The sequence below is a fragment of the Serratia sp. TSA_105.2 genome (genome assembly GCF_052692115.1).
On the sequence record NZ_JBQZFT010000017.1, the window covers coordinates 14,149 to 39,022 of the forward strand.

The following is a 24,874-nucleotide window of genomic DNA, read 5'->3' on the forward strand; positions in this document are numbered from 1 at the left end:
GTCACCGCCCTCCATGCGGCAGCGGGTGGCTCAGCCACTCGCCGTAGGCGTCCGCATGGCTGCGCAGCACCTCCGGCTTTTGCCGCCGCGCCCAGTACACCACGAACGGCGTCAACCAGTGCATATGGCACATCCCGGCGGTCAACTCGAACGGCCGCAGAATATCTTCCATCGGGTAGTGGTTATAACCGCCGGTGCGGTAGGCGCCTTCCGGCTCACCGGTGGTGATCACCGAGCGCCAGTATTTGCCCGCCAGCGCATTGCCGCCCACGCCGCTGGCGAAGCCGCGCGACAGCACGCGATCCAGCCACTCCTTCAGCAGCGCCGGGCAGCTGTAGGTGTATAGAGGGTGCTGAAACACGATGACCTGATGCTCACGCAGCAGCTGTTGTTCATGATGGATATCGATAAAAAAATCAGGGTAGTGCGCGTAGAGATCGTGCACGGTGACATGTTCCAACTGCTGCGCCGGTCGAAGCAAAACCCGGTTCGCCACCGAGTCATGAGATTCCGGATGGGCATACAGCAGCAAGACCTTGGGCGGCTGCGACATCATTCCCCTCCAAAGCGTCGTCAGGGTAGCGGTTTTCCGCTACCATGCATCGCAAAGACAAAAACAGCGCGCGGTGCGCGTTCTGTTACCTTAATGATAATTTAACATACTCTGAACATACGGCGCTTTATGATTGTATTCTCCTCGCTACAAATCCGACGCGGCATCCGCGTCCTGCTGGACAACGCCACGGCGACGGTTAATCCAGGTCAGAAGGTCGGCCTGGTGGGCAAAAACGGCTGCGGCAAATCCACGCTGCTGTCGCTGCTGAAGGGCGAAATCGCGGCGGACGGCGGCAGCTTCACCTTCCCCGGCAACTGGGCGCTGGCCTGGGTCAACCAGGAGACGCCGGCGCTGGACGTGCCGGCGATCGAGTATGTTATCGACGGCGACCGCGAGTTTCGCCAACTCGAAGCCGAATTGCAGGCGGCCAACGATCGCAACGACGGCCACGCCATCGCCACCCTGCACGGCAAGCTGGACGCCATCGACGCCTGGACCATCCGCTCTCGCGCCGCCAGCCTGCTGCACGGCCTCGGCTTCTCCAACGAACAGCTGCAAAGCCCGGTGCGCGACTTTTCCGGCGGCTGGCGCATGCGCCTCAACCTGGCGCAGGCGCTGGTGTGCCGTTCCGACCTGCTGCTGCTCGACGAACCGACCAACCACCTGGATCTCGATGCGGTGATCTGGCTGGAGCGCTGGCTGAAAAGCTATCCCGGCACGCTGGTGCTGATCTCGCACGACCGCGACTTCCTCGATCCGATCGTCGACAAGATCCTGCATATCGAACAGCAGACGATGAATGAATATACCGGCAACTATTCGTCGTTCGAACGCCAGCGCGCCACCAAGCTGGCGCAGCAGCAGTCGCTGTATCAGCACCAGCAAGAAAAAGTGGCGCACCTGCAAAGCTATATCGACCGTTTCCGCGCGCAGGCCACCAAGGCCAAGCAGGCGCAGAGCCGCATCAAGATGCTGGAGCGCATGGAGCTGATCGCCCCGGCGCACGTCGACAACCCGTTCACCTTCAGCTTCCGTCCGCCGGAAAGCCTGCCGAATCCGCTGCTGCGCATGGACAAAGTCAGCGCCGGGTATGGCGATAAAGTGATCCTGAAGTCAATCAAGCTGAACCTGGTGCCCGGCTCGCGCATTGGCCTGCTCGGCCGCAACGGCGCCGGTAAATCGACGCTGATCAAACTGCTGGCCGGCACCCTGGAACCGCTGAGCGGCGAGATAGGCCTGGCGAAAGGCATCAAGCTGGGTTACTTCGCCCAGCACCAGCTGGAATTCCTGCGTGCCGACGAATCGCCGCTGCAGCACCTGAGCCGCATCGCACCACGGGTGCTGGAGCAGCAGCTGCGCGACTATCTGGGCGGTTTCGGTTTCCAGGGCGACAAGGTCAGCGAAGTGACCGAACGTTTCTCCGGCGGCGAGAAGGCGCGGCTGGTGCTGGCGCTGATCGTCTGGCAGCGCCCTAACCTGCTGCTGCTCGATGAACCGACCAACCACCTGGATCTCGACATGCGTCAGGCTCTGACCGAGGCGCTGATCGATTTCGAAGGCGCGTTGGTGGTGGTCTCGCACGACCGTCACCTGCTGCGCTCTACCACCGACGATCTGTACCTGGTGCACGACGGCCAGGTCGAGCCTTTCGAGGGCGATCTCGACGACTACCAGCAGTGGCTTGTCGACCTGCAGCGCCAGGAAAGCCAGCAGGACGCACCGGAAAAAGAGAGCGGCGGCAACAGCGCGCAGGCGCGCAAGGATCAAAAACGCCGCGAGGCGGAGTTCCGTACGCAGACCCAGCCGCTGCGCAAGCAGATCGCCAAGCTGGAACAGCAGATGGAAAAACTGGGCGCCGAACTGGCGGCGGTGGAGGAACAGCTGGCGGATTCCGCACTGTACGACATCAGCCGCAAGGCCGAGTTAACCGACTGCCTGCAAAAGCAAAGCCAGGCCAAATCCGCGCTGGAAGAGACGGAAATGACCTGGCTGGATGCTCAGGAACAGCTGGAACAGTTAACGCAGGCGTTCGAAGCCTAAGCCTCAGGCCTTGTAAAAAGGCCTATCCCCCAGAATGGTCGCGCGGTGCATAATGCGCCGCTGCGGCAGATAATCCGCGTTGGCGTAGTGCTGCGTCACGCGGTTATCCCAGATCGCCACGTCATTTTCCTGCCAGCGCCAGCGCACCTGAAACTCCGGTTTGGTGATGTGAGCAAACAGGAAGTTCAGCAAAGCGTCGCTCTCTTTCGGCGCCAGGTCGACGATCCGCGTGGTAAATCCTTCATTGACGAACAGCGCCTGCCGGCCGCTGACCGGGTGGGTGCGTACCACCGGATGCAGCAGCGGCGGGTTTTTCTGCACCGCCAGCTGCCAGCGCTGATGCTCCTCTTCACTGCCGCGATGTTTGTGTTCCGGGAACGACTTGGTGAAGTCATGCTCCGCACGCAGCCCCGCGAGCAGCGTTCTGAACGGCGCCGACAGCGCCTCGTAGGCCGCGATGCCGCTGGCCCACAGCGTATCGCCGCCGGTGGAAGGCAAGGTCTTGGCCGCCAGGATCGCCCCCAGCGGCGGGTTCTCGATAAAAGTCACGTCGGTGTGCCAGTTATCGTTGTCCGGCGGGTTGTCGTCGTGGGTATCGAGCACGATGATCTCTTCCACGTCGGTGGCGTGCGGATAGACCGGATGGATATGCAGATCGCCGAAGCGGCCGGCCAGATCGCGCTGCTGCAGCGGCGTGATCGGCTGATTGCGGAAGAACAGCACCTGATGCTTCAGCAAGGCGTGATAAAGCTGTTCAAACTGGCCGTCGCCCAGCGGCCGGGCCAACTCAACGTTTTCCACCAGCGCCCCGATGTAAGGCCCCAGCGGGGTGATATTCAGACGTTCGTTCATTGCTGTACTCCATGCCACGGGGTCAATCGGCGCTGCAGGGCACGCAGCCCCAGCTCCAGCCCAAATGCAATCACCGCAATCACACCGATGCCGGCCAACACCACGTCGGTCGCCAGAAACTCACCGGCGGATTGCACCATAAATCCCAGGCCGCGCGTGGCGGCAATCAGTTCGGCAGCCACCAGCGTCGACCAGCCGACGCCCAGCCCGATGCGGATGCCGGTCAGGATCTCCGGCAGCGCGCTCGGCAGCACCACGAAACGCAGCACCTGCCAACGCGTGGCGCCCAACGCGCGGGCGGCACGCACCCTCACCTGCGCCACGCTGCGCACGCCGGCCACGGCAGACAGCGTCACCGGCGCGAAGATCGCCAGATAAATCAGTAAGATCTTTGAGGTTTCGCCGATGCCGAACCAAATCACCATCAGCGGCAGATAGGCCAGCGGCGGCACCGGGCGATAGATTTCAATCAGCGGATCGAGGATGCCGCGTACCGTGTCGTTCAGCCCCATGGCGATGCCCACCGGAATGCCGACGATCACCGCCGCCAACAGCGCTACCAGAATGCGCCCCAGGCTGGCCGCCAGATGTTGCCACAGCGTGGCGTCCATAAAGCCTTGCGGGCTGGCGATGGTGATCAACTGGTGCAGCACCTGCTGCGGCGCCGGCAAAAACAGCGGGCTGATCAGCTGCAGCGCCGTCACGCCCCACCAGACGATCAATACCGTCAACAGCGTGGCGCCGCTCAGCCAAACGTTGCGCGGTACGCTGAAACGGCGCGTCGCTTTGCCCTGCGGCTGCGCCGCGGCCTTCAGAGTGGAATGCAGGCTCATAGCAAGGCCTCGCGCTGTTGGAAAACTTTGCCCAGCACGTATTCGCGCTGCGCGATAAATTCAGGATCTGACTTGATGGCGCGACAGCCTTCACCGTCGGCATAGCGTTGGCCGAAGTTCAGCGACAGCCGCTCCACCACCTGCCCAGGCCCCGGCGACAGCAGCAGCAGTTCGCTGGCGAGGAACACCGCCTCTTCGATATCGTGGGTGATCAGCAGCACCTGCTTGCCGGTATCACGCCAAATGGTCAGCAACAGCTCCTGCATCTGCTCGCGGGTGAACGCGTCCAGGGCGCCGAACGGCTCGTCCAACAACAACAGCCGCGGATCGGCGGCCAGAGCGCGGGCGATGCCGACGCGTTGGCGCATGCCGCCGGAAAGCTGCCAGATGAAGTGCTGTTCATAGCCCGCCAGCCCCACGCGCTGCAGCATCTGCTCCGCCACCTGGCGGCGCTGCGCCTTGCCGACGCCAGCCAGCTGCAGGCCGAACTCGACGTTGTCCACCACGTTGCGCCACGGCAGTAAGCCCTCATGCTGGAACACCACGCCCCGTTCGGCGCTCGGGCCGTGAACGGGCGTTCCATCCAGCGTGATGCTGCCAGCTGAAGGCTCGATAAACCCGGCGACCAAATTCAGCAGCGTGGTCTTGCCGCAGCCCGACGGGCCGAGCACCACCACCAGTTGCCCGGCGGCGATCTGGAACGACACGTCGCGCAGCGCGGGCCGCCCCTGATACTCTGCTGAAAGATGATTGACGTTTAGCATCCTGCTTCCTTACGACTGCGGCGCAGCCTGCACCTGTTTCACAAAGCGGTCGGTCACGTAAGCGCTGTAGTCGCTGTCGACCTGCGGGATCTTGCCCTGCTGCTTGAGGAATTCGGCGGTATCGCGGATCGCCTTGTCCACCGGCTGGCCGAGCTGGGCAACCTGATCCGCCACCGGCAGATAACGGTTTCCCTTCACCAGCTCCGGCACCTGCGCTTCCGGCACGCCGCTCAGGCGCGCCAGCGTGCTGAGATGGCTCGGATCTTTCAGCCACTGCTCCGGCGCCGCCAGGTAGGCTTTTTGCGCCTGCAGGGCGCTGGCGGCAAAGGCGGTCACCACATCGGGATGTTTCTCGGCAAAGTCTTTGCGCACCACCCACACGTCCAGCGTCGGCGAACCCCATTCGCCCACCTGCGCGGAGTCGGTCAGCACCTTGCCCTGTTTGGCCAGTTCGTTGACCACCGGCGCCCAGACGTAAGCGCCGTCGATGTCGCCGCGCTGCCAGGCGGCGGCGATGGCCGGCGGCTGCAGGTTGAGGATCTTCACCTGTTCAGGCTTGATGCCCCAATGTTTGAGCGAGGCCAGCAGGCTGTAATGGGTGGTGGAGATAAACGGCACCGCAATGCGCTTGCCGATCAGATCCTGCGGGCTTTTGATGTCATTTTTGACCACCAGCGCTTCGGAACTGCCGAGCTGCGAGGCGATGAGGAACACTTCGATGGGGAGTTTCTGGCTGGCGGCCACCGCCAGCGGGCTGGAGCCGATATTGCCAATCTGCACGTCGCCGGAGGCCAGCGCACGCAGCACGCTGGAGCCGCTGTCGAACTTACGCCAGTCGACGGTCGCACCGGACCGTTTGGCGAAGCTGTTTTCCGCCTGCGCCACCTTGGCCGGTTCCGCCGACGTCTGGTACGCCACGGTCACGTCCACCGCGTAGGCGCTGGCTGCGCTGAGCGACAGCGCCAACAGCGCCGCGTTACGTAAGGAAAAGAGTTTGCCCGCCATGTTCCGCTCCGTTGATAAAAATCTGTTCAGTTGCTGACAGTTTTATCTGAGCGATGACGGGCGATAAAAGAATAAAAAAATCTTCTTTATTACCTTGGGTAATATAAACGCAGATTACAGCGCGATACTTCCGCGCAGGAACACATGGGCATAGCCGCCGAGCAGCGTGCGATCCCCTTGCAGTTCGCAGAACAGTTCGCCGCCGCGTGCCGAGATCTGCTGCGCATGCAGCCGATGGCGGCCGAGACGCGCCGTCCAGTAAGGCATCAGCGTGCAGTGCGCGGAGCCGGTGACCGGATCTTCACCGCCGTCGAGCGTGAAATAGCGCGACACGAAGTCCACGGTGTCACCCGGCGCGGTAACGATTATCGCACGCCCGGCCAGCGCGATCAGCGCCGGGATGTCCGGCCGCAGCGCGCGTACCTGCGCCTCGTTTTCCAGCACTACCATCAGCGCTTTCGCCTGCCACACCTCCTGCGGCTGCACGCCCAGCAGCGCCGCGAGGCCCGCCGGTTCAGCCACCTTCTGCGGCGGCCGCGCAGGGAAGTCGAGCACCAGCCGTTCCCCGTCCTGCGCATCGCGCTTGACGAACAGCTCGCCGCCGACCGAACGGAAGCGGATATCCTGCAGCGCAGGATTGATCGCGCTGAACATCACATGTGCCGCCGCCAGGGTGCCGTGGCCGCAAAGATCGACCTCGCGTTCCGGGGTAAACCAGCGGATAGCGCTCATGTCGCCATCATCCCAGACAAAGCTGGTTTCCGGCAGGCCGATCTCGTTGGCGATCGCCTGCAGCCGCTCCGCCGGCAGCGGCTGCGCCAGCAGGCAAACCCCGGCCGGGTTGCCGCGCAGCCCTTTGCCGGTAAAGGCAACCACGTGATAATAATTTTCCGCCATCGTTCGCTCCTTAATGCCAGATCAGTAACACACAGGCTGCGGTCAACAACCCCATGGAAACGTTGAAGATAACCCAGGCCTTTTTGCTGCGCAGCAGGCGGCCGATCACGGTGCCGAACGCCAGCCAGATAATGCCGGCGACGATATTGACCACCAAAATGCCCAGCGCGATCGCCGCAATGGACCCGTTGTACTTATCGCCTGCCAGGCTGAAGCTGGCCACCGCGCCCAGCGCCATCAGCCAGGCTTTCGGGTTGAGGAACTGCAGCAGCCAGCCCTGATACAGCCGCACCGGCTGCGGCGGCGCCACGTCGGTTTCCAGTTTTTCATAGGCGGCGGTGGCGACTTTCCACGCCAGCCACAGCAGGTACAAACTGCCGAGGATTTTCAGGATCAGGTGCAGCGACGGGTAGACCAGGATCAGGCTGCCGACGCCGAAGGCCACCAGCAGCAAAATGCTTTGCATGCCGAGCATGATGCCGATCATCAGCCACAGCGATCGCATAAAGCCGAAGTTGGCGCCAGAGGTGGTCAACAGCAGGTTATTGGGGCCAGGCGTGATGGCGGCGACCCACAGGAAGCCCAGCATCGAAAGGAATAAACTCGGTTCCATGGCACGGGTGCTCCTCACCCAAGGCGCTTTTTTGCAGTATCATTGTTAATTCTTGGTATTGAAGCTAACAGTGCGCTAGGGATCTCACAATAGTCGCCCACAACATTTTTACTCAGCCTATGCCTAACACCTTTCGCCCTCTGACCGGGGCCAGTAACCCGCACCTGCAAACGCTGTTGCCGCGGTTGGTGCGCCGCCGCGTGTTATTGAAACCGCATTGGCAACGGCTGGAATTGCCCGACGGCGATTTCGTCGATCTCGCCTGGAGCGAAGATCCGGCGCAGGCGCGCGACAAACCGCGCGCGGTGCTGTTCCACGGCCTGGAAGGCAGCTTCTACAGCCCCTACGCGCATGGCCTGCTCAACGCCTGGCGTGAGCGTGGCTGGCTCGGCGTGGTGATGCACTTTCGCGGCTGCAGCGGCGTGCCCAACCGCAAGCAGCGCATCTACCACTCCGGTGAAACCGAAGATGCGCGCTTCTTCCTGCGCTGGCTGCGCGACCGCTACGGCGAGGTGCCAACCGCGGCGGTAGGCGTTTCGCTCGGCGGCAACATGCTGGCCTGCTATCTGGCGCAGCAAGGCGCCGACAGCCTGCTGCAGGCGGCGGTGGTGGTCTCGGCGCCGCTGATGCTGGAGCCCTGCGCCTACCGCATGGAGCAAGGCTTCTCCCGCGTTTATCAGCGCTACCTGCTGGGGCAGCTGAAACAAAACGCCACCCGCAAGCTGTTGCACTACCCGGACACTCTGCCGCTCAAGCTGTCACAGCTGAACGGGTTGCGGCGCATCCGCGAATTCGACGACGCCATCACCTCGCGCATTCACGGCTTTAGCGACGCTATCGACTACTATCGCCGCTGCAGCGCCCTGCCGCTGTTGCCGGCTGTCCAGACGCCGCTGCTGATCATCCATGCGAAGGACGATCCCTTCATGACCCATGAGGTGATCCCCGACGTCGCCGGCCTGCCGCGCAATATCGAATATCAGCTGACCGAGTACGGCGGCCACGTCGGCTTCGTCGGCGGCACGCTGAAAAAACCGCATATGTGGCTGGAACATCGCATTCCGGCCTGGCTTTCCCCTTATCTGGACATCCCGACGTGATCATTCCCTGGCAAGAACTGGCAACCGACACCCTGAACAGACTGATCGAATCCTTTGTACTGCGCGAAGGCACCGATTACGGCGAACACGAACGCTCGCTGGAACAGAAGGTGGAGGACGTGCGCCGCCAGCTGAAAAACGGCGAAGTGGTGCTGGTGTGGTCGGAACTGCACGAGAGCGTCAACATCATGCCGCGCGGCCAGTTCCGCGCCGGGCAGGAAGAAATTTAGTGGCGCTCGGTTCTATGACTGACGGAAAAAATCAGGTAACAATGGGGCATTGCAAACCAGCGCGCGCCATTTTTTCCTGAGATAGAGAGCGTCAACAAGAGCCACAATAATCCCCTGACGCCGGCGCATTCAACACGGAGTGACAACCACCATGTCTGCCAAACATCCCGTTATCGCGGTGACCGGTTCCAGCGGCGCCGGCACCACCACCACCAGCGTGGCGTTCCGCAAAATATTCCAACAGCTCAACATTCGCGCCGCCGAGTTAGAGGGTGACAGCTTCCACCGCTACACCCGGCCGGAAATGGATGCGGCGATCCGCAAGGCGCGCGATCTGGGCAGACACATCAGCTATTTCGGCCCCGAGGCCAACGACTTCGGCCTGCTGCAGCAGAGCTTTATCGACTACGGCAAGAACGGCACCGGGCGCTCGCGCAAGTATCTGCACACCTACGATGAAGCGGTGCCCTACAATCAGGTGCCGGGTACCTTCACCCCGTGGGAACCGCTGCCGGCGCCGACCGACGTGCTGTTTTACGAGGGGCTGCACGGCGGCGTGGTCACCGAGCACCACGACGTAGCCAACCACGTCGATCTGCTGGTTGGCGTGGTACCGATCGTCAACCTGGAATGGATCCAGAAACTGATCCGCGATACCGGCGAGCGCGGTCACTCTCGCGAAGCGGTGATGGACTCGGTGGTGCGTTCGATGGAAGATTACATCAACTACATCACGCCGCAGTTCTCGCGCACCCACATCAACTTCCAGCGCGTGCCGACGGTGGACACCTCCAACCCGTTCGCCGCCAAGGCGATTCCCTCACTGGACGAAAGCTTCGTGGTGATCCACTTCCGCGGGCTGGATCAGATAGACTTCCCCTATTTGCTGGCGATGCTGCAGGGCTCGTTTATCTCACACATCAATACGTTAGTGGTGCCGGGCGGCAAGATGGGGCTGGCGATGGAGCTGATCATGGCGCCGCTGGTGCAGCGGTTGCTGGAAGGCAAGAAGATCGAATAAATGCGTTAAGCGCGGCGCCGAGCCGCGCTCCGTCTCGATTACGCCGGTTGGCGGATCTCGAAGCTGTGGGTCACCGTGGCGGCCTTGTTGAGCATCAGCGCCACCGAGCAGTATTTCTCCGCCGACAGGTTCACCGCACGCTCGACGATCTTGTCGGTCAGGTCCTGGCCGGTAACGATGAAGTGCAGGTTGATATGGGTGAACAACCGCGGGGCTTCTTCGCGGCGCTCGGAGGTCAGCTTCACCTCGCAGTCGCGCACGTCGTTGCGCCCTTTTTGCAGGATGGACACCACGTCGATCGCGCTGCAGCCGCCCACCGACATCAGCACCATCTCCATCGGGCTGGGCGCTTTATCACCGGCGTTGCCGTCCATCAGCACCTGGTGGCCGGAGGCCGATTCACCCAAAAACGTTAACCCTTCCACCCATTTAACTCTTGCCTGCATTCTGGTCACTCCGGTTGATTTCTTAAAATCAGGGTACGCTTTCGCATAGAAACAGGCAACGTAACCTGATGCTAATCATGCTGAAGCGAGACAACACGAGACACCCGCCTTACTCTGTGCTACAAACAGAGCCGCAATAAATCTTTCCGGGACACTGAATTTCAGGGAAACGCCCAGAGAAAGGCTCCTTTACCGGTATGTTAACAGAATGTAGCTTGCAGCGCTTACGGCAAGTTAATATGCTAGAGCGACAGCGTATTTTTATGACACGCCTCAAAACTTGCCGGTAGCCCTCGCTCATGACTGCGGCTACAGGCGGGTTTTACAGGGAACTCTGACCCCTGTGACACAAGGCAGCGATAACAACAGAGGATAACAGCGAATGGTTCTCGGCAAACCGCAAACAGACCCTACTCTCGAATGGTTCCTGTCTCATTGCCATATCCACAAATATCCATCGAAGAGTACGCTGATTCACCAAGGTGAAAAGGCCGAAACGCTTTACTACATCGTGAAAGGCTCCGTCGCGGTGCTGATCAAGGATGAAGAAGGTAAAGAGATGATCCTGTCCTACCTCAACCAGGGGGATTTCATCGGCGAGCTCGGATTGTTCGAAGAAGGCCAGGAGCGCAGCGCCTGGGTTCGCGCGAAAACCGCCTGTGAAGTGGCCGAAATTTCCTACAAGAAATTCCGTCAGTTGATCCAGGTGAACCCGGACATCCTGATGCGTCTGTCCGCCCAAATGGCGAGCCGCCTGCAGGTCACCTCCGAAAAAGTGGGCAACCTCGCCTTCCTGGACGTTACCGGCCGCATCGCGCAAACCCTGCTGAATCTGGCGAAGCAACCCGACGCCATGACTCACCCGGACGGCATGCAGATCAAAATCACCCGTCAGGAGATCGGCCAGATCGTCGGCTGCTCGCGTGAAACCGTTGGCCGTATTCTGAAAATGCTGGAAGATCAAAACCTGATTTCCGCCCACGGCAAAACCATTGTCGTCTACGGCACCCGTTAATCTCTGAAGAAACGGCGCAATCTGCGCCGTTTTTTTATCTGCTCTCTGCCATGTGGCGCCGCCTGATCTACCACCCGGAAATCAACTACGCACTGCGACAAACGCTGGTGTTGTGCCTGCCGGTGCTGTTCGGCCTGCTGATAGGCCAGCTGCAGCTCGGCCTGATGTTCTCTCTGGTGCCCGCCTGCTGCAATATCGCCGGGCTGGACACGCCGCATAAGCGCTTCTTTAAACGGCTGATCGTCGGCGGGTCGCTGTTCGCCTTCAGCAGCGTGCTGCTGCAACAGGCCATGTTGTGGCACCTGCCGCTGCCGGCGCTGATGCTGGGCCTGGCGCTGCTGCTCGGCGTCACCGGTGAAATCAGCCCGCTGCACGCCCGGCTGTTGCCGGCGGCGCTGGTGGCCGCCATCTTCGCCCTCAGCACGGCCGGCACGGTGCCCATCTGGCAGGCGCCGCTGCTGTACGCCATCGGCACCGCCTGGTACGGCTTATTCACCTGGTTCTGGTTCAAGCTGTGGAAAGAGCAGCCGATGCGCGAGACGCTCAGCCAGCTCTACCTGGAACTGGCGGACTATTTCGAAGCCAAATACTCGCTGCTGACCCAGCACACCGATCCGCAGACCGCGCTGCCTCCGCTGCTGGTGCGCCAGCAAAAGGTGATGGACCTGATCAGCCTGTTGTACCAACAGCTTAATTTCCTGCCGCACGCCAACAACCTCGAGCAAAAGCGCCTGCAGCGCGCCTTTCAGGTGGCGATGGACCTGCAGGAGCACATCACCGTCAGCCTGCATCTGCCGGAAGAGGTGCAAAAACTGGTGGAGCAGAGCCAGGCCGAAGCGATCATTCGCCGCAATGCTCAGGTGATCGCCGGCCGGCTGCGCGTGGTGGCGCACGATATTCTCTACCATCAACATTCGAAGCGCTTCTCCATGACCCACGAGCTGGCGGCGCTGGAAAAAATGGCGGCGCAGCATCCCGATAACCCGGTCGGCCAGTTTTGTTATTACCACTTCAGCCGCATCGCCCGCCTGCTGCGCACCCAGCATCCGCTGTACCGCCGCGACCTGATGCCCGGCCAGCACCGCCTGCCGTTTTGGCCGGCGCTGGTCAGCTATCTGTCGTTCAAATCCACCGCCCTGCGCAACGCCGCGCGGCTGGGCGTAACGCTGGCGGTCGGCAGCAGCCTGGGTGCGGTATTCAACCTGCCGAAGCCTTACTGGATCCTGCTCACCATCATGCTGGTGAGCCAAAACGGGTATAACGCCACCCGGGTGCGTATTCAGCACCGTGCGCTGGGCACGATTGCCGGGCTATTGCTGGCAGCCGGGCTGCTGCAGCTGCAGTTGCCGGAGGGAGAAACGCTGAGCATCATGCTGGTGATCACGCTGCTGGCCTACCTGGTTTCGCGCAAGAACTACGGGCTGTCGGTGATTGGCTTTACGGTCACGGCGGTTTACACCCTGCAGCTGCTGGCGCTGAACGGCTCGCATTTTCTGGTACCGCGCCTGATCGATACGCTGATCGGCTGCGTGCTGGCGTTCGGCGGCACCATTTGGCTGTGGCCGCAGTGGCAAAGCGGGCTGCTGCGCAAGAATGCCCATCAGGCGCTGGAGAACGATCAAGCCGCGCTGCGGCTGATGCTGAAGCAACCGGAACCGGACGCCACCGCGTTGGCCTATACCCGCATGCAGGTCAACCAGGCACACAACGCGCTGTTCACCTCGCTCAATCAGGCGATGCAAGAGCCGGGGTTCGCGTCAAACTATCTGGCGGACATGCGGCTGTGGGTCACTCACAGCCAGTTCATCGTCGAACACCTGAACGCCATGACCATTCTGGCACGCGAGCACTACATGCTGACGCCGAAACTGGCGGAAGCGTATCTGCAAACCTGTGAAATCGCGCTGCAAAGCTGCCAGCAGCGGTTGGAATACGACGGCCCGAGCAGCGGCAACAGCGGCATCATGCAGCCGCCGGATCTGCATCCGGACATGCCCGTTACCGAGATGGAGCGCCATCTGCGGCGCATTTTGTCGCACCTGAGCGTGATGCACACCATTTCGTCGCTGGCCTGGCGCCAGCGCCCGCACCACGGCATTTGGCTCAAGCGCAAACTGCGCGATCAATAAGGGCGCGGCATGCCGCGCCCCGTTATATGCCGCGCGGGCTTCAGGCGTTAATCACATCCTGCACCGCCAGCTCGAACAGCGCCATGCCGGCCTCGATATCCTGCAGTTCCACCACCAGCGTCGGCGCGAAACGGATCACGTTGGGCCCGGCGTTGAGGATCATCAACCCACGCGCGGCGGCGGCGGTGAGAAAGTCGCGCGCACTGCCGTGATAATGCGGCGTCAGCTCGGCGCCAATCAGCAGCCCCATGCCGCGAATCGCGGTGAAAATACCGTATTTATCGCCGATATTCTGCAAAGCCTGTACATACAGCGCGTGACGCTGCTCAATGCCGCTCAGTACCTCCGGCGTATTGATCACGTCCAGCGCCGCCTCCGCCACCGCGCAGGCCAGCGGGTTGCCGCCGTAGGTGGTGCCGTGGGTGCCCACCTGCATCACCGACGCAATTTCTTCGGTGGTCAGCATGGCGCTGACCGGGAAACCGCCGCCCAGCGCCTTGGCGGTGGTGAGAATGTCCGGCGTCACGCCATAATGCATATAGGCGAACAGTTTGCCGCTGCGCCCCATGCCGCTTTGCACTTCGTCGAACACCAGCAGCGCCTGATGTTGGTCGCACAGCTCGCGCACGCCTTTGAGGAAGCCGGCATCGACCGGCGTAATGCCGCCCTCACCCTGAATCGGCTCCATCACCACCGCGCAGGTGTGATCGTCCATCACCGCCTTCACCGCCGCCAAATCGTTGAACGGCACGTGCACGATGTCGGCCGGCTTCGGCCCGAACCCGTCGGAGTATTTGGCCTGCCCGCCCACCGACACGGTGAACAGCGTGCGGCCGTGGAACGCGTTATAGAAGGCGATGATTTTGGTTTTGTACGGGCTGTGGCGGGTGATGGCGTAATGGCGCGCCAGTTTGAACGCCGCCTCGTTGGCCTCTGCGCCGGAGTTGGCGAAGAACACCCGATCGGCGAAGGTGGCGTCGATCAATTTGCTTGCCAGGCGCAGCGCGGGCTCATTGGTGAAGACGTTGCTGGTATGCCACAGGGTTTCCCCCTGGCGTTTGAGCGCCTCGACCAGCGCCGGGTGGCAGTGTCCCAGCGCCGTCACCGCGATGCCGCCGGAAAAATCGATGTACTCTTTTCCCTGCTGATCCCAGACCCGGCTGCCTTGGCCGCGCACCGGCACAAACTGGGCGGGTGCATAAACAGGCAGAATCACCTGATCAAAGGTGCTGCGGCTCACTGCGGATTTTTCAGTCATTTTCGGCTCCACCCTGAAAGTTTTTCAGCGCTATCGTAATATCAAATTGAAAACATAATCACGAAATATGCATAAAAAACCAATCAAGCGCAAATGCAAAACGCCTGACGGGCGAAAAAAACGCACCGGAGTTAACGCTTGAGGAAATTATCCAGCAGTTGATGGCCCTGCTCGCTGAGCACGCTTTCCGGATGGAACTGCACGCCTTCCAACGCCAAAGTGCGGTGGCGGATGCCCATGATCTCGTCGCACACGCCGTCGCGTTCGCTCCAGGCGGTCACTTCAAAGCAGTCCGGCAGCGTATCGGCTTTCAGCACCAGCGAGTGATAGCGGGTCACGGTCAGCGGATCGCTCAGGCCATGAAACACGCCGACGCCCAGGTGACGAATCGCCGAGGTTTTGCCGTGCATCACCGCGCGGGCGCGCACCACCTCGGCGCCGAATGCCTGCCCCAGCGCCTGGTGCCCCAGGCACACGCCGAGGATCGGCAGTTTGCCGGCGAAATGACGAATGGCGGCCAGCGAGATGCCCGCTTCGTTCGGGGTGCAGGGGCCAGGGGAAATCACCAGATGCTGCGGCGCCAGCCGCTCGATATCGGCCAGCTGCAGCTCATCGTTGCGCTTCACCAGCACTTCGGCGCCCAATTCGCAGAAGTACTGGTAAAGGTTATAGGTAAAGGAGTCGTAGTTATCGATCAGCAGCAGCATATTAGGTCCGGCAGAGAAAAATGCCGCCACAGTGTACTGATTTAACCCGCCGCTGCCGACGATAATTTCCGCTTACTTTTTACGGCCGCCGGTGATCGAACCCAGCACGCCGCGCAGGATCTGGCGGCCGAGATCGCGCGCCATGCTCTTGGCAGCGGTCTGGACGATGCCGTCGCGCTTGCCGCCGCGCGGGCCGGTGGAACCGAACAGCAACTCGTTCAAGCCGTCCATCAGGCCGCCGCCCGCCTGCTGTTGTTGCTGTTGCTGTTGCGCCTGCGGTTGCTGCCCCTGCTGCGGGGTGCCGAGGGTGGCAAAGCCCCCCGACGACAGCTTCTCGTAGGCGGACTCGCGGTCGATCATATCCTCATAGCGGCCATACAGCGGCGACTTGTTGATCGCGCTGTTCAGCCCTTCCGCACCGAGCATGCCCATTTTGGATTCCGGCGCGATCACCATCGCCCGCTCCACCACGTTCGGCCGGCCCTTCTCATCGAGGAATGACACCAGCGCTTCGCCCACGCCCAGCTCGGTGATCGCCGTTTCAGCATCGAAGGCCGGATTGGCGCGCAGGGTTTGCGCCGCCGTCTTCACCGCCTTCTGATCGCGCGGGGTAAAGGCGCGCAGCGCATGCTGTACGCGATTGCCCAGTTGGCCGAGTACGCTGTCCGGGATGTCCAGCGGGTTCTGGGTGACGAAGTAAATGCCGACGCCTTTGGAACGGATCAGGCGCACCACCTGTTCGATCTTGGTCAACAGCGCCGCCGGCGCATCGTTGAACAGCAAGTGCGCCTCATCGAAGAAGAACACCAGCTTCGGCTGTTCAGGGTCGCCCACTTCCGGCAGGTGCTCAAACAGCTCGGCCAGCAGCCACAGCAGGAACACCGAATACAGCTTCGGCTGATTGATCAGCTTATCCGCCGCCAGCAGGTTGATCACGCCGTGACCGTTGGCGTCGGTTTTCATCAGATCGTTGATGTCCAGCATCGGCTCGCCGAAGAACTGGTTGGCGCCCTGCTCTTCCAGCGTCAGCAACCCGCGCTGGATGGCGCCGATCGACGCGGCAGAGATATTGCCGTACTGGGTCTGGAATTGTTTGGCGTTGTCGCCGACGAACTGCACCATGGCGCGCAGGTCCTTCATGTCCAGCAACAGCAGCGCGTTGTCATCGGCGATCTTGAACACCAGCTGCAGCACGCCGCTTTGCACCTCGTTCAGATCCAACAGGCGCCCCAGCAGCAGCGGCCCGAGATCGGAAATCGTGGCGCGGATCGGATGGCCCTTTTCGCCGTAAATATCCCACGGGATAATGGTGCAGGCCTGCGGCTGCCAGTCGGTGACGCCGATCGCCGCCAGGCGCGCCTGCAGTTTCTCGGAAGGCGCGCCCTCGGCGCCGATGCCGGACAGATCGCCCTTCACGTCCGACAGGAACACCGGTACGCCGATGCGCGAGAACTGTTCAGCCATTTTCTGCAGCGTCACCGTCTTGCCGGTGCCGGTTGCCCCGGTGATCAGCCCGTGGCGGTTGGCCAACGCCGGCAAAATCACCAGATCCTGCTCCGGTTTTCCGTCTTTCATCGCCTTGGCGATAATCCGTGGTTCACTCATTTTCTGTTCCTTTGACGCTGACGCGGCGCGAAACGCGCCTGTGGATGCAATAAAGCTATAAGCGCCGCGTAACCCCGTCAAGGACAAACAAAAAGGGCGCCGTCGGGACGCCCATGATGCCTGTCTTTTCAGAATCCCCCTAAGACCTGCGTCACCCCCGCAGCCCCAGTTGCTCCTTCAGCGTCTTCAAATAGCGCCGGCTGACCGGCACCGGATCGCCGGCCGACATGATCATCTCCGCCGCGCCGCCCTCTTCGAAGCGGATCTCGCGCACCTGCTCCAGGTTGACCAGATACTGCCGATGGCAGCGCACCAGCGGGGTACGGCTTTCCAGCGTGCGCAGCGTCAGCTCGGTGAAACACTCCATGCCGTCGCTGCGCACCACGAAGACCCCGCTCAGCTTGGAACGGATCGCCAGCACTTCGTCGAACCGCAGCAGATAGATGCGGCTGTGGCCGGTGCAGGGAATGTATTTCAGGTAACCGGCGCTTTCTTCCAGCGCCGTCACGTCCTGCGGCGCACTGCGCTGCCGCAGGCGTTGCAGCGTCTTGCTCAGCCGCTTCGGCTCCGCCGGCTTCAGCAGATAGTCGAAGGCGTGCTCCTCGAACGCCTGCACGGCGTATTCGTCGTAGGCGGTCAGAAACACGATGTGCGGCATGCGGTTGGGATCCAGCATGCCGACCATTTCCAGCCCGCTGATGCGCGGCATCTGGATATCGAGAAACACCACGTCCGGCTGCAGCCGGTGGATCTGGCTGATGGCTTCAATGGCGTTGGCGCACTCGCCGATAATCGCGATCCCCGCTTCAGCTTCCAGCAGGTGGCGCAGGTTGTCGCGCGCGGAAGGTTCATCGTCAACAATCAGTGCGTTTAACATCAGGCGGCCCTCTCCATGGGGACATTGAGCGTAATGCGGGTGTAGGCGTCCGGCCGGCAATCCACCTGCACGCCATAGCCTTCGCCGTAGCGCACGCGAATGCGTTTATCCACCAGATTCATCCCCAGCCCGCTGCAGTTCGGTTTCGGCTGGAACAGCCCGGCGTTGTCCGTCACCTGCAGCAGCAGATGCTCGCCTTCGCAGCAGGCGCCAATCTCGATACGGCCCACGCCCAACAGATGCGAGGTGCCATGCTTGATGGCGTTTTCGACGATCGGCTGCAGCGAGAACGCCGGCAGCCGCACCGCCAACAGCGCCTCCGGCAGCGATACCGCGATCTCCAGCCGATCGGCGAAGCGCGCTTTCTCGATCTGCAGGTAGGCGTTCACGTGTTCAATCTCGTCCGCCAGGCTGACTTCGTCATCCGAGCGTTTGAGGTTTTTACGAAAGAAGGTCGAGAGGGACTGCACCAGATCGCAGGCGCGCTCGCCATCGCGGCGGATCACCGCCACCAGGGTGTTCAAGGCATTGAACAGGAAATGCGGATTGACCTGCGCATGCAGCAGCTTGATCTCTGACTGCGCCAGCAGCTGCTTGTGGCGCTCGTACTGTCCGGCCATGATCTGCGCCGACAGCAGGCTGGCGATGCCTTCGCCCAGCGTACGGTTGATGGTGCTGAACAGCTGGCTTTTCGGTTCGTACAGTTTGATGGTGCCGATCACCCGCTGGTTTTCGCCGCGCAGCGGGATCACCAGCGTCGATCCCAGCTTGCAGGCCGGATTGATCGAGCAGCAGTAAGAGAGCTGATTGCCGTCGGCGTACACCACCTCGTTGTTGTCGATGGCGCGATGCGAATGCACCGAGGCGATCGGCGTGCCCGGCAGGTGGTGATCGTCGCCGATGCCGATAAACGCCAGCAGCTTGTCACGATCGGTGATCGCCACCGCGCCGATGCCCAGCTCCTGATAGATCACCCGGGCGACCTTCATGCTGTTCTCCTGATCGAAGCCCTGCCGCAGGATGCCCTCGGTGCGCTCGGCGATCTTCAGCGCCTTGGAAGAGAAGGCGCTGGTGTATTTTTCGAACATCGCGCGCCTATCCAGCAGGATTTGCATGAACATCGCCGCGCCGACGGTATTGGCGATCATCATCGGCAGCGCGATGTGCTCCACCAGCTGCAACGCTTCATCGTAGGGGCGCGCCACCGCCAGGATGATCGCCATCTGCAGCACTTCCGCCACCAACGCCACGCCGCCGACGAACAGCGGATTGAACAGCAGCTCGATACGCCCGCGGCGCATGGCGATGCTGTGTACGATGCCGCCGACCAGGCCTTCCGACACCGTGGAGATCGCGCAGGCTACGTCGGTCATGCCGCCGAGCGTATACCGATGCAGGCCGCCGGTCAGCCCGACCAGAAAGCCCACCGACGGCCCGCCCAGCAACCCGCCCAGGACAGCGCCTATCGCGCGGGTGTTGGCGATCGAATCCTGAATGTGCAGCCCGAAATAGGTGCCCATGATGCAGAACACCGAGAAGATCACGTAGCACAGCAGCTTGTGCGGCAGGCGGATAGTCACCTGCATCAGCGGGATGAACAGCGGGGTTTTACTCAGCAGATAGGCGATAACGAGATAGACGCACATCTGCTGCAACAGCAACAGCACCTGGTTAAATTCATACATGGCAGCAACTCATCCAGAGACAACAAAGGGCGAACGCCGGATTTCCGGTCTGATTATTGTCTGCCGATTAGAGCATGGGCCACGGGAGAAAACAGTGATGAAGGCAAGGCTTCGGGAGGAAGGAGCGGCCGACCCCAACGGGATCGGCCAAAAAACTTACGGCAACACCTTGGCCGACAGAATCACCACCGGTTTGGTTGGTACATTCTGATAAGGGCCGACGTTGCCGGTTGGCACCTGGGCAATTTTGTCCACCACGTCCATGCCTTTCACCACTTTGCCGAACACCGCGTAGCCGAAGTCACGCTGGCCGTGATCCAGGAAGGCGTTATCCGCCACGTTCAGGAAGAACTGGCTGGTGGCGCTGTCCTTGTCGGCGGTGCGCGCCATCGAAATGGTGCCGCGCAGGTTGCGCAAGCCGTTGTCGGCTTCGTTCTTGATCGGCGCCTTGGTGGATTTCTGCTGCATGTCAGCGGTGAAACCGCCGCCCTGGATCATAAAGCCCGGGATAACGCGGTGGAAAATGGTGTTGTTGTAGTACCCGCTGTTCACGTAATCGACGAAGTTCTGGGTGGAAACCGGTGCCTTCTGGCTGTCGAGCGCCAACTCGATATTCCCCGCCGAGGTCGTCAGCATGACGTGGGTCTCACCGGCGGCGAGTGCGGCTGGCGCCACTGCGGACAGGGAACACAGCGCGACGAAGGTCACTAAAGTACGTTTGAACATTAACGGGTCCTTTCTCTGAGAGACAAACAACGGAAAAGCGCTTTGATTCTAAAGAGCTGTATCGGCAAGTACCAGCCATTTACCTATATTTACCCAATTACGGGACATATCCTAGGCGGCCCTGAATTTTGCTGCGGAAAGTATGGGCGCAGAAGGCTTTTTTGCCAACCGCATCACGCATTTTTTGCCCCGCGCTGCCCTGGGTCAGTTTTTGCGATCTTCCTCCCAGTTTGCGCACATATTGCCGTTACTCTATATGAATGAGAGCGCTCTCATTATAAAAAGAACGGATACTGAGGCATCCCACGGCGGCGTCGCCGCGCAACCCCTGGAGAAATGACGTGAGTGAATTGATGACTGAAGTCAGCCCCGAGTTTGAAAGCACCATCATGGAACTGCTGGTGTTCTCCGGCAGCGCGCGCAGCAATGCGCTGATGGCGTTGCGACAAGCGCGCGCCGGCGACTTCGCCGCCGCGGCCAAGCACATGGCCGAATCCAAAGAATGGGTGAAGAAAGCACACCTGATCCAGACCGAGCTGATCGGCCTGGACGAAGGCTGCGGCAAGCTGGCGATCAACCTGATCACCGTGCATGCGCAGGATCATCTGATGAACGCCATGGTGATCCAGGATCTGGCCGACGACATGATCGAGCTCTATCGCCGTCAGTCGCAGACGGAGGGCCGCCCATGAGCACGCTTAAAATCGCCGTGATCGGCGGCGGCAGCAGCTACACCCCCGAACTAGTTGATGGACTGATCCAACGCATCGAGGAGCTGCCGGTCACCGAACTGGCGCTGGTGGACGTCGAACCGGGCCGGCAAAAAGTGGAAACCATCGCCGCCCTGACCCGCCGCATGCTGGCGCGCCACGGGCTGGAGCAGGTGAAGGTCAGCGTGCATTTCGCGCTGGACGACGCCATTCGCGGCGCCGCTTTCGTGCTGACCCAGTTCCGCGTCGGGCAACTGCCGGCGCGCGCCGCCGATGAACGGCTGGGCCTGAAATACCAGCTGCTCGGCCAGGAAACCACCGGCGTCGGCGGCTTCGCCAAGGCGCTGCGCACCATCCCGGTGATGCTGGATATCGCTCGCCGAGTGGAGAAGCTGGCGCCGGACGCCTGGATCATCAACTTCACCAACCCAGCCGGCATCGTCACCGAGGCGGTGTCTCGCTTTACCAAAGCGAAGATCATCGGCCTGTGCAACGTGCCGATCAGCATGCATCACATGATCGCCAACATGCTGCAGGCACCTTACGCCGACGTACAGCTGCAGTTCGCCGGCCTGAACCACATGGTCTGGGTGCATCAGGTCACGCACCTGGGGCGCGACGTCACCGCCAAGGTGATCGACATGCTGTGCGACGGTGCGGCGCTGACCATGAACAACATCAAGGAAGAGCCCTGGCAGCCGGACTTCCTGCGCGCGCTCGGCGCGATCCCCTGCCCGTACCACCGCTATTTTTACCAGACCCGCGAGATGCTGGCGGAAGAGATGGCCGCCGCCGGCGAGCGCGGCACCCGCGCCGAGCAGGTGATGCAGGTGGAGAAAGAGCTGTTCGAGCTGTATGCCGATCCGCAGCTAAACACGAAACCGGAGCAGCTCAGCTTCCGCGGCGGTTCTTTCTATTCCGAAGTTGCGCTGGAGCTGATTCGTGCTATCCATAATAATCTCGGCACGCAATTAGTGGTCAACACCGCAAACCGCGGCGCAATCCATGGCCTGCCGGACGATGCTGTGATAGAAATCAACTGTATCGTCGATGCCCAGGGCGCGCACCCGCTGACCTTCGGCCCGCTGCCGGAGCCGATGCAGGCCCTGACGCAGCAGGTGAAAGCCTACGAACGTCTGACCATCGAGGCGGCGGTGCACGGCGATCGCCGCAGCGGGTTGCTGGCGCTGATCGCCAACCCGTTAGTGGGCAACGCCAACCTGGCGCAGCCGCTGCTGGACGAGGTGTTGACGATAAACGCGCCGTATTTGCCGCAGTTCAGGTAAGCGGCTATACGCAGCCAGACAGGGGTTCGGCGCGCCGAACCCATTTTTTTAGCCGTAATTCAGGAGTGGGACGATGGTGACACTGGAAGATGTCGCGGCGCTGGCGGGCGTTTCGCGCGCCACCGTATCGCGCGTGGTGAACGGCGACAGCAACGTCAAGGCACCGACCCGCGAGAAGGTTGAACGCGCCGTCGCCCAGCTCGGTTATACCCCCAACCCGGCGGCCCGCGCGCTCGCCTCCAGCCACAGCAATACCCTCGGGCTGGTCACCACGTCGTACCGCGGCGGCTTCTTCGGCGCGCTGATGGACTTTGTGCAGACCGAGGCCGAATCCCACGGCAAACAGCTGCTGGTGACCCAGGGCCGCAACAGCGCCGAAAACGAATGGCAGGCGGTGCAGCGGCTGTTCAGTCTGCGCTGCGACGGCGTGATCCTGCACGTGCGTTTTCTCAGCGACGATCGGCTGCGCCAATTGGCGGCGGAACAACGTGATTTCGTGTTGCTCGATCGTCTGGTACCGGGCCTGGAAGCCCGCTGCGTCACCTTCGATCACCCGCTCGCCAGCCGCATGGCGACGCAGCAGCTGCTCGATGCCGGGCACCGGCGCATCGCCTGCATCAGCGGCCCGCATGAGCGCCCGTCGAGTCGCCTGCGGCTGCAGGGATTTGAAGAGGCGATGCAGGCGGCGAATATCGAACCGGTGGCCTGCCTGGAGGGCGTCTACGATCTGGAAAGCGGTTACCGCTGCGCCGATCGACTGCTGCAGCAAGCCGCGCGGCCCAGCGCCATCTACTGCTGCAACGAAGAGATGGCGATCGGCGCCCTGCTGGCGATCAACGAGCACCGCCTGCGGGTACCGCAGGATATCTCCTTGATCTGCTACGACAGCGGCGAACGCGCGCCTTTCGTGCGCCCGGCGTTGAGCAGCGTCCACTTTCCCATCAGCGAGATGGCCCAATACGCGGCGCGCAGGCTGATCGACCCCGCCACCCCGGCGCACCGGTTTGAGCCGACGATCGTCAACCGTGATTCCATTGTGACGGTACGCAAATAGATCACAATAATGCGCATCCCCCCTTCATGGGTTACATCAAAAAATCGACAGCCATCACAAAAAATCCCGTTGTCTGTGCTAGGATCCGCCCCCTGGTGGCCTGATCGGGACTTTTTTCTGCATTTGCCAGGAAAAGCCAGCGGCCTTATGCCAGCTTTAAAACCTCTAACAGACATATTCAGGCCTATACAATGAATGACAGTAACCGCATACGGCTTACCTGGATCAGCTTCTTTTCGTACGCGCTGACCGGTGCTTTAGTGATCGTCACAGGGATGGTGATGGGAAACATTGCAGAGTACTTTAACCTGCCGGTTTCCAGCATGAGTAACACCTTTACTTTCCTCAACGCCGGTATTTTGATTTCGATCTTCCTCAATGCCTGGCTGATGGAAATCATCCCGTTGAAGCGTCAGCTGATCTTCGGCTTTGTCCTGATGGTGCTGGCGGTCGCAGGGCTGATGCTCGGCAAGAGCCTGACCATGTTCTCGCTGTGCATGTTTATCCTCGGCGTGGTTAGCGGTATCACCATGTCGATCGGCACCTTCCTGATCACCCACATGTATGCCGGCCGCCAGCGCGGTTCACGCCTGTTGTTCACCGACTCCTTCTTCAGCATGGCCGGGATGATCTTCCCGATCGTCGCCGCGATGCTGCTGGCCCGCCACATCGGCTGGTACTGGGTTTATGCCTGCATCGGCCTGCTGTACGTGGGGATCTTCGTGCTGACCCTGTGCTCCGAATTCCCGGTGCTGGGCAAGAAAGGCGCCGACGCCGGTCAGCCAGTCGAGAAAGAAAAATGGGGCATCGGCGTGTTGTTCCTGTCGATCGCCGCGCTGTGCTACATCCTCGGCCAGTTGGGCTTCATTCAGTGGGTGCCTGAGTACGCCACCAAGTCGTTCAACATGGACATCGGCCAGGCCGGTAAGCTGGTGAGCGACTTCTGGACCTCTTACATGGTCGGCATGTGGGTGTTCAGCTTCATCCTGCGCTTCTTCGATCTGCAGCGCATCGTGACCGTGCTGGCCGCACTGGCTACCGGCGCGATGTACCTGTTCGTCAGCACCGACAACCCGGAGCACCTGGGCTACTACATCATGGCCCTGGGCTTCGTTTCCAGCGCCATCTACACCACGCTGATCACCCTCGGCTCGCTGCAGACCAAGGTCTCCTCACCGAAGCTGGTCAACTTTATCCTGACCTGCGGCACCATCGGCACCATGCTGACCTTCGTGGTCACCGGCCCGATCGTGGCGAAAGGCGGCGCGCATGCGGCGCTGACCACCGCCAACGGCCTGTACCTGGCGGTGTTCGTGATGTGTCTGCTGCTGGGCTTCGTGACCAAGCACCGCAGCCACGGTCACGTGACGCACTAACGTCTTAGCATCAAATACCTCAAGGGCGCCCGCAAGGCGTAATGCCGATCAGTTAAGGATCACTTGAACGATCCTGTCGCTGTGTAAGA

General features: G+C 61.4%; 24 protein-coding genes. 10 read left to right on the forward strand and 14 right to left on the reverse strand.

What is annotated here, in order from left to right:
* Nucleotide 1: 1 nt before the first annotated feature.
* Complete coding sequence (gene kefG, locus ACUTSC_RS24215; protein ID WP_025159909.1) at nucleotides 2-553, reverse strand: glutathione-regulated potassium-efflux system ancillary protein KefG; 552 nt, start codon at nucleotides 551-553, stop codon at nucleotides 2-4.
* A 129-nt stretch (nucleotides 554-682) separates the two neighbouring features.
* On the opposite strand from kefG, the gene ACUTSC_RS24220 reads away from it, so the two are divergent.
* Nucleotides 683-2,596 carry an ABC transporter ATP-binding protein gene (locus ACUTSC_RS24220; RefSeq protein WP_060424569.1) on the forward strand — a complete coding sequence of 638 codons (1,914 nt, stop codon included), beginning with the start codon at nucleotides 683-685 and terminating at the stop codon, nucleotides 2,594-2,596.
* Nucleotides 2,597-2,599: 3 nt separating this feature from the next.
* On the opposite strand, the gene tauD is transcribed toward ACUTSC_RS24220, so the two are convergent.
* The 6 genes from tauD to ACUTSC_RS24250 all read right to left on the reverse strand — a co-directional run bounded on the left by tauD (nucleotide 2,600) and on the right by ACUTSC_RS24250 (nucleotide 7,560).
* Entirely contained in the window at nucleotides 2,600-3,448 is an 849-nt protein-coding gene (gene tauD / locus ACUTSC_RS24225) for a taurine dioxygenase (protein WP_033636267.1), read from the reverse strand.
* The gene (tauC, locus tag ACUTSC_RS24230) at nucleotides 3,445-4,281 is read right to left on the reverse strand and encodes a taurine ABC transporter permease TauC (RefSeq protein ID WP_033645254.1); all 837 of its coding nucleotides are present in this window, start codon (nucleotides 4,279-4,281) and stop codon (nucleotides 3,445-3,447) included. The genes tauD and tauC overlap by 4 nt, the downstream gene beginning before the upstream one ends.
* A complete protein-coding gene (gene tauB, locus ACUTSC_RS24235; RefSeq protein ID WP_197768509.1) occupies nucleotides 4,278-5,045 on the reverse strand; it encodes a taurine ABC transporter ATP-binding subunit in 768 nt (255 codons plus the stop codon). The genes tauC and tauB overlap by 4 nt, the downstream gene beginning before the upstream one ends.
* A 9-nt stretch (nucleotides 5,046-5,054) precedes the next feature.
* Entirely contained in the window at nucleotides 5,055-6,050 is a 996-nt protein-coding gene (tauA, locus tag ACUTSC_RS24240; protein WP_038878073.1) for a taurine ABC transporter substrate-binding protein, read from the reverse strand.
* 114 nt (nucleotides 6,051-6,164) lie between these two features.
* On the reverse strand, nucleotides 6,165-6,947 hold the full coding sequence (locus tag ACUTSC_RS24245; RefSeq protein WP_197768510.1) for a PhzF family phenazine biosynthesis isomerase: 783 nt from the start codon (nucleotides 6,945-6,947) through the stop codon (nucleotides 6,165-6,167).
* A gap of 10 nt (nucleotides 6,948-6,957) precedes the next feature.
* On the reverse strand, nucleotides 6,958-7,560 hold the full coding sequence (locus ACUTSC_RS24250; protein ID WP_063991672.1) for a LysE family translocator: 603 nt from the start codon (nucleotides 7,558-7,560) through the stop codon (nucleotides 6,958-6,960).
* Nucleotides 7,561-7,679: 119 nt separating this feature from the next.
* Here ACUTSC_RS24250 and ACUTSC_RS24255 point away from each other — a divergent pair, with 119 nt between their 5' ends.
* The 3 genes from ACUTSC_RS24255 (at nucleotide 7,680) to ACUTSC_RS24265 (ending at nucleotide 9,911) form a co-directional block, all read left to right on the forward strand.
* Nucleotides 7,680-8,660, forward strand: coding sequence for a hydrolase (locus tag ACUTSC_RS24255; RefSeq protein ID WP_174137820.1), 981 nt, complete (start codon nucleotides 7,680-7,682; stop codon nucleotides 8,658-8,660).
* Nucleotides 8,657-8,890, forward strand: coding sequence for a YheU family protein (locus ACUTSC_RS24260; protein ID WP_197768511.1), 234 nt, complete (start codon nucleotides 8,657-8,659; stop codon nucleotides 8,888-8,890). Before ACUTSC_RS24255 ends, ACUTSC_RS24260 begins: the two co-directional genes overlap by 4 nt.
* 151 nt (nucleotides 8,891-9,041) lie before the next feature.
* Complete coding sequence (locus tag ACUTSC_RS24265) at nucleotides 9,042-9,911, forward strand: phosphoribulokinase (protein WP_033636275.1); 870 nt, start codon at nucleotides 9,042-9,044, stop codon at nucleotides 9,909-9,911.
* Nucleotides 9,912-9,949: 38 nt separating this feature from the next.
* Here ACUTSC_RS24265 and ACUTSC_RS24270 read toward each other — a convergent pair whose 3' ends face one another.
* The gene (locus ACUTSC_RS24270) at nucleotides 9,950-10,357 is read right to left on the reverse strand and encodes an OsmC family protein (RefSeq protein ID WP_004930372.1); all 408 of its coding nucleotides are present in this window, start codon (nucleotides 10,355-10,357) and stop codon (nucleotides 9,950-9,952) included.
* A 382-nt stretch (nucleotides 10,358-10,739) separates the two neighbouring features.
* On the opposite strand from ACUTSC_RS24270, the gene crp reads away from it, so the two are divergent.
* Nucleotides 10,740-11,372 (forward strand): cAMP-activated global transcriptional regulator CRP, encoded by a 633-nt coding sequence (crp, locus tag ACUTSC_RS24275; protein WP_004090925.1) that lies wholly within the window; start codon nucleotides 10,740-10,742, stop codon nucleotides 11,370-11,372.
* 50 nt (nucleotides 11,373-11,422) lie between these two features.
* The gene (locus ACUTSC_RS24280; RefSeq protein ID WP_197768512.1) at nucleotides 11,423-13,501 is read left to right on the forward strand and encodes a YccS/YhfK family putative transporter; all 2,079 of its coding nucleotides are present in this window, start codon (nucleotides 11,423-11,425) and stop codon (nucleotides 13,499-13,501) included.
* A gap of 40 nt (nucleotides 13,502-13,541) precedes the next feature.
* Here the strand turns inward: ACUTSC_RS24280 and argD are convergent, their stop codons facing one another.
* From argD to ppiA, 6 genes are all read right to left on the reverse strand, one after another.
* Nucleotides 13,542-14,759, reverse strand: a complete 1,218-nt coding sequence (argD, locus tag ACUTSC_RS24285) for a bifunctional acetylornithine/succinyldiaminopimelate transaminase (protein ID WP_445653581.1) — start codon at nucleotides 14,757-14,759, stop codon at nucleotides 13,542-13,544.
* Nucleotides 14,760-14,890: 131 nt separating this feature from the next.
* Nucleotides 14,891-15,466 (reverse strand): aminodeoxychorismate synthase component II, encoded by a 576-nt coding sequence (locus ACUTSC_RS24290; protein WP_197768514.1) that lies wholly within the window; start codon nucleotides 15,464-15,466, stop codon nucleotides 14,891-14,893.
* A gap of 72 nt (nucleotides 15,467-15,538) precedes the next feature.
* Nucleotides 15,539-17,071, reverse strand: coding sequence for a helicase HerA-like domain-containing protein (locus tag ACUTSC_RS24295; protein ID WP_197768515.1), 1,533 nt, complete (start codon nucleotides 17,069-17,071; stop codon nucleotides 15,539-15,541).
* A 151-nt stretch (nucleotides 17,072-17,222) separates the two neighbouring features.
* A complete protein-coding gene (btsR, locus tag ACUTSC_RS24300; RefSeq protein WP_033654861.1) occupies nucleotides 17,223-17,948 on the reverse strand; it encodes a two-component system response regulator BtsR in 726 nt (241 codons plus the stop codon).
* Nucleotides 17,948-19,633 (reverse strand): sensor histidine kinase, encoded by a 1,686-nt coding sequence (locus ACUTSC_RS24305; protein ID WP_033636285.1) that lies wholly within the window; start codon nucleotides 19,631-19,633, stop codon nucleotides 17,948-17,950. Before ACUTSC_RS24305 ends, btsR begins: the two co-directional genes overlap by 1 nt.
* Nucleotides 19,634-19,789: 156 nt before the next feature.
* The gene (gene ppiA, locus ACUTSC_RS24310; protein ID WP_015379288.1) at nucleotides 19,790-20,359 is read right to left on the reverse strand and encodes a peptidylprolyl isomerase A; all 570 of its coding nucleotides are present in this window, start codon (nucleotides 20,357-20,359) and stop codon (nucleotides 19,790-19,792) included.
* 353 nt (nucleotides 20,360-20,712) lie between these two features.
* Here ppiA and ACUTSC_RS24315 point away from each other — a divergent pair, with 353 nt between their 5' ends.
* From ACUTSC_RS24315 to tsgA, 4 genes are all read left to right on the forward strand, one after another.
* Nucleotides 20,713-21,051: a PTS lactose/cellobiose transporter subunit IIA gene (locus tag ACUTSC_RS24315; RefSeq protein WP_038878111.1), complete on the forward strand. Its 339-nt coding sequence runs from the start codon at nucleotides 20,713-20,715 to the stop codon at nucleotides 21,049-21,051.
* On the forward strand, nucleotides 21,048-22,355 hold the full coding sequence (locus tag ACUTSC_RS24320) for a 6-phospho-beta-glucosidase (RefSeq protein WP_060441379.1): 1,308 nt from the start codon (nucleotides 21,048-21,050) through the stop codon (nucleotides 22,353-22,355). Before ACUTSC_RS24315 ends, ACUTSC_RS24320 begins: the two co-directional genes overlap by 4 nt.
* A gap of 73 nt (nucleotides 22,356-22,428) precedes the next feature.
* Entirely contained in the window at nucleotides 22,429-23,409 is a 981-nt protein-coding gene (locus tag ACUTSC_RS24325) for a substrate-binding domain-containing protein (protein WP_197768516.1), read from the forward strand.
* A 191-nt stretch (nucleotides 23,410-23,600) separates the two neighbouring features.
* The gene (tsgA, locus tag ACUTSC_RS24330; RefSeq protein WP_033636290.1) at nucleotides 23,601-24,785 is read left to right on the forward strand and encodes an MFS transporter TsgA; all 1,185 of its coding nucleotides are present in this window, start codon (nucleotides 23,601-23,603) and stop codon (nucleotides 24,783-24,785) included.
* Nucleotides 24,786-24,874 lie beyond the last annotated feature (89 nt).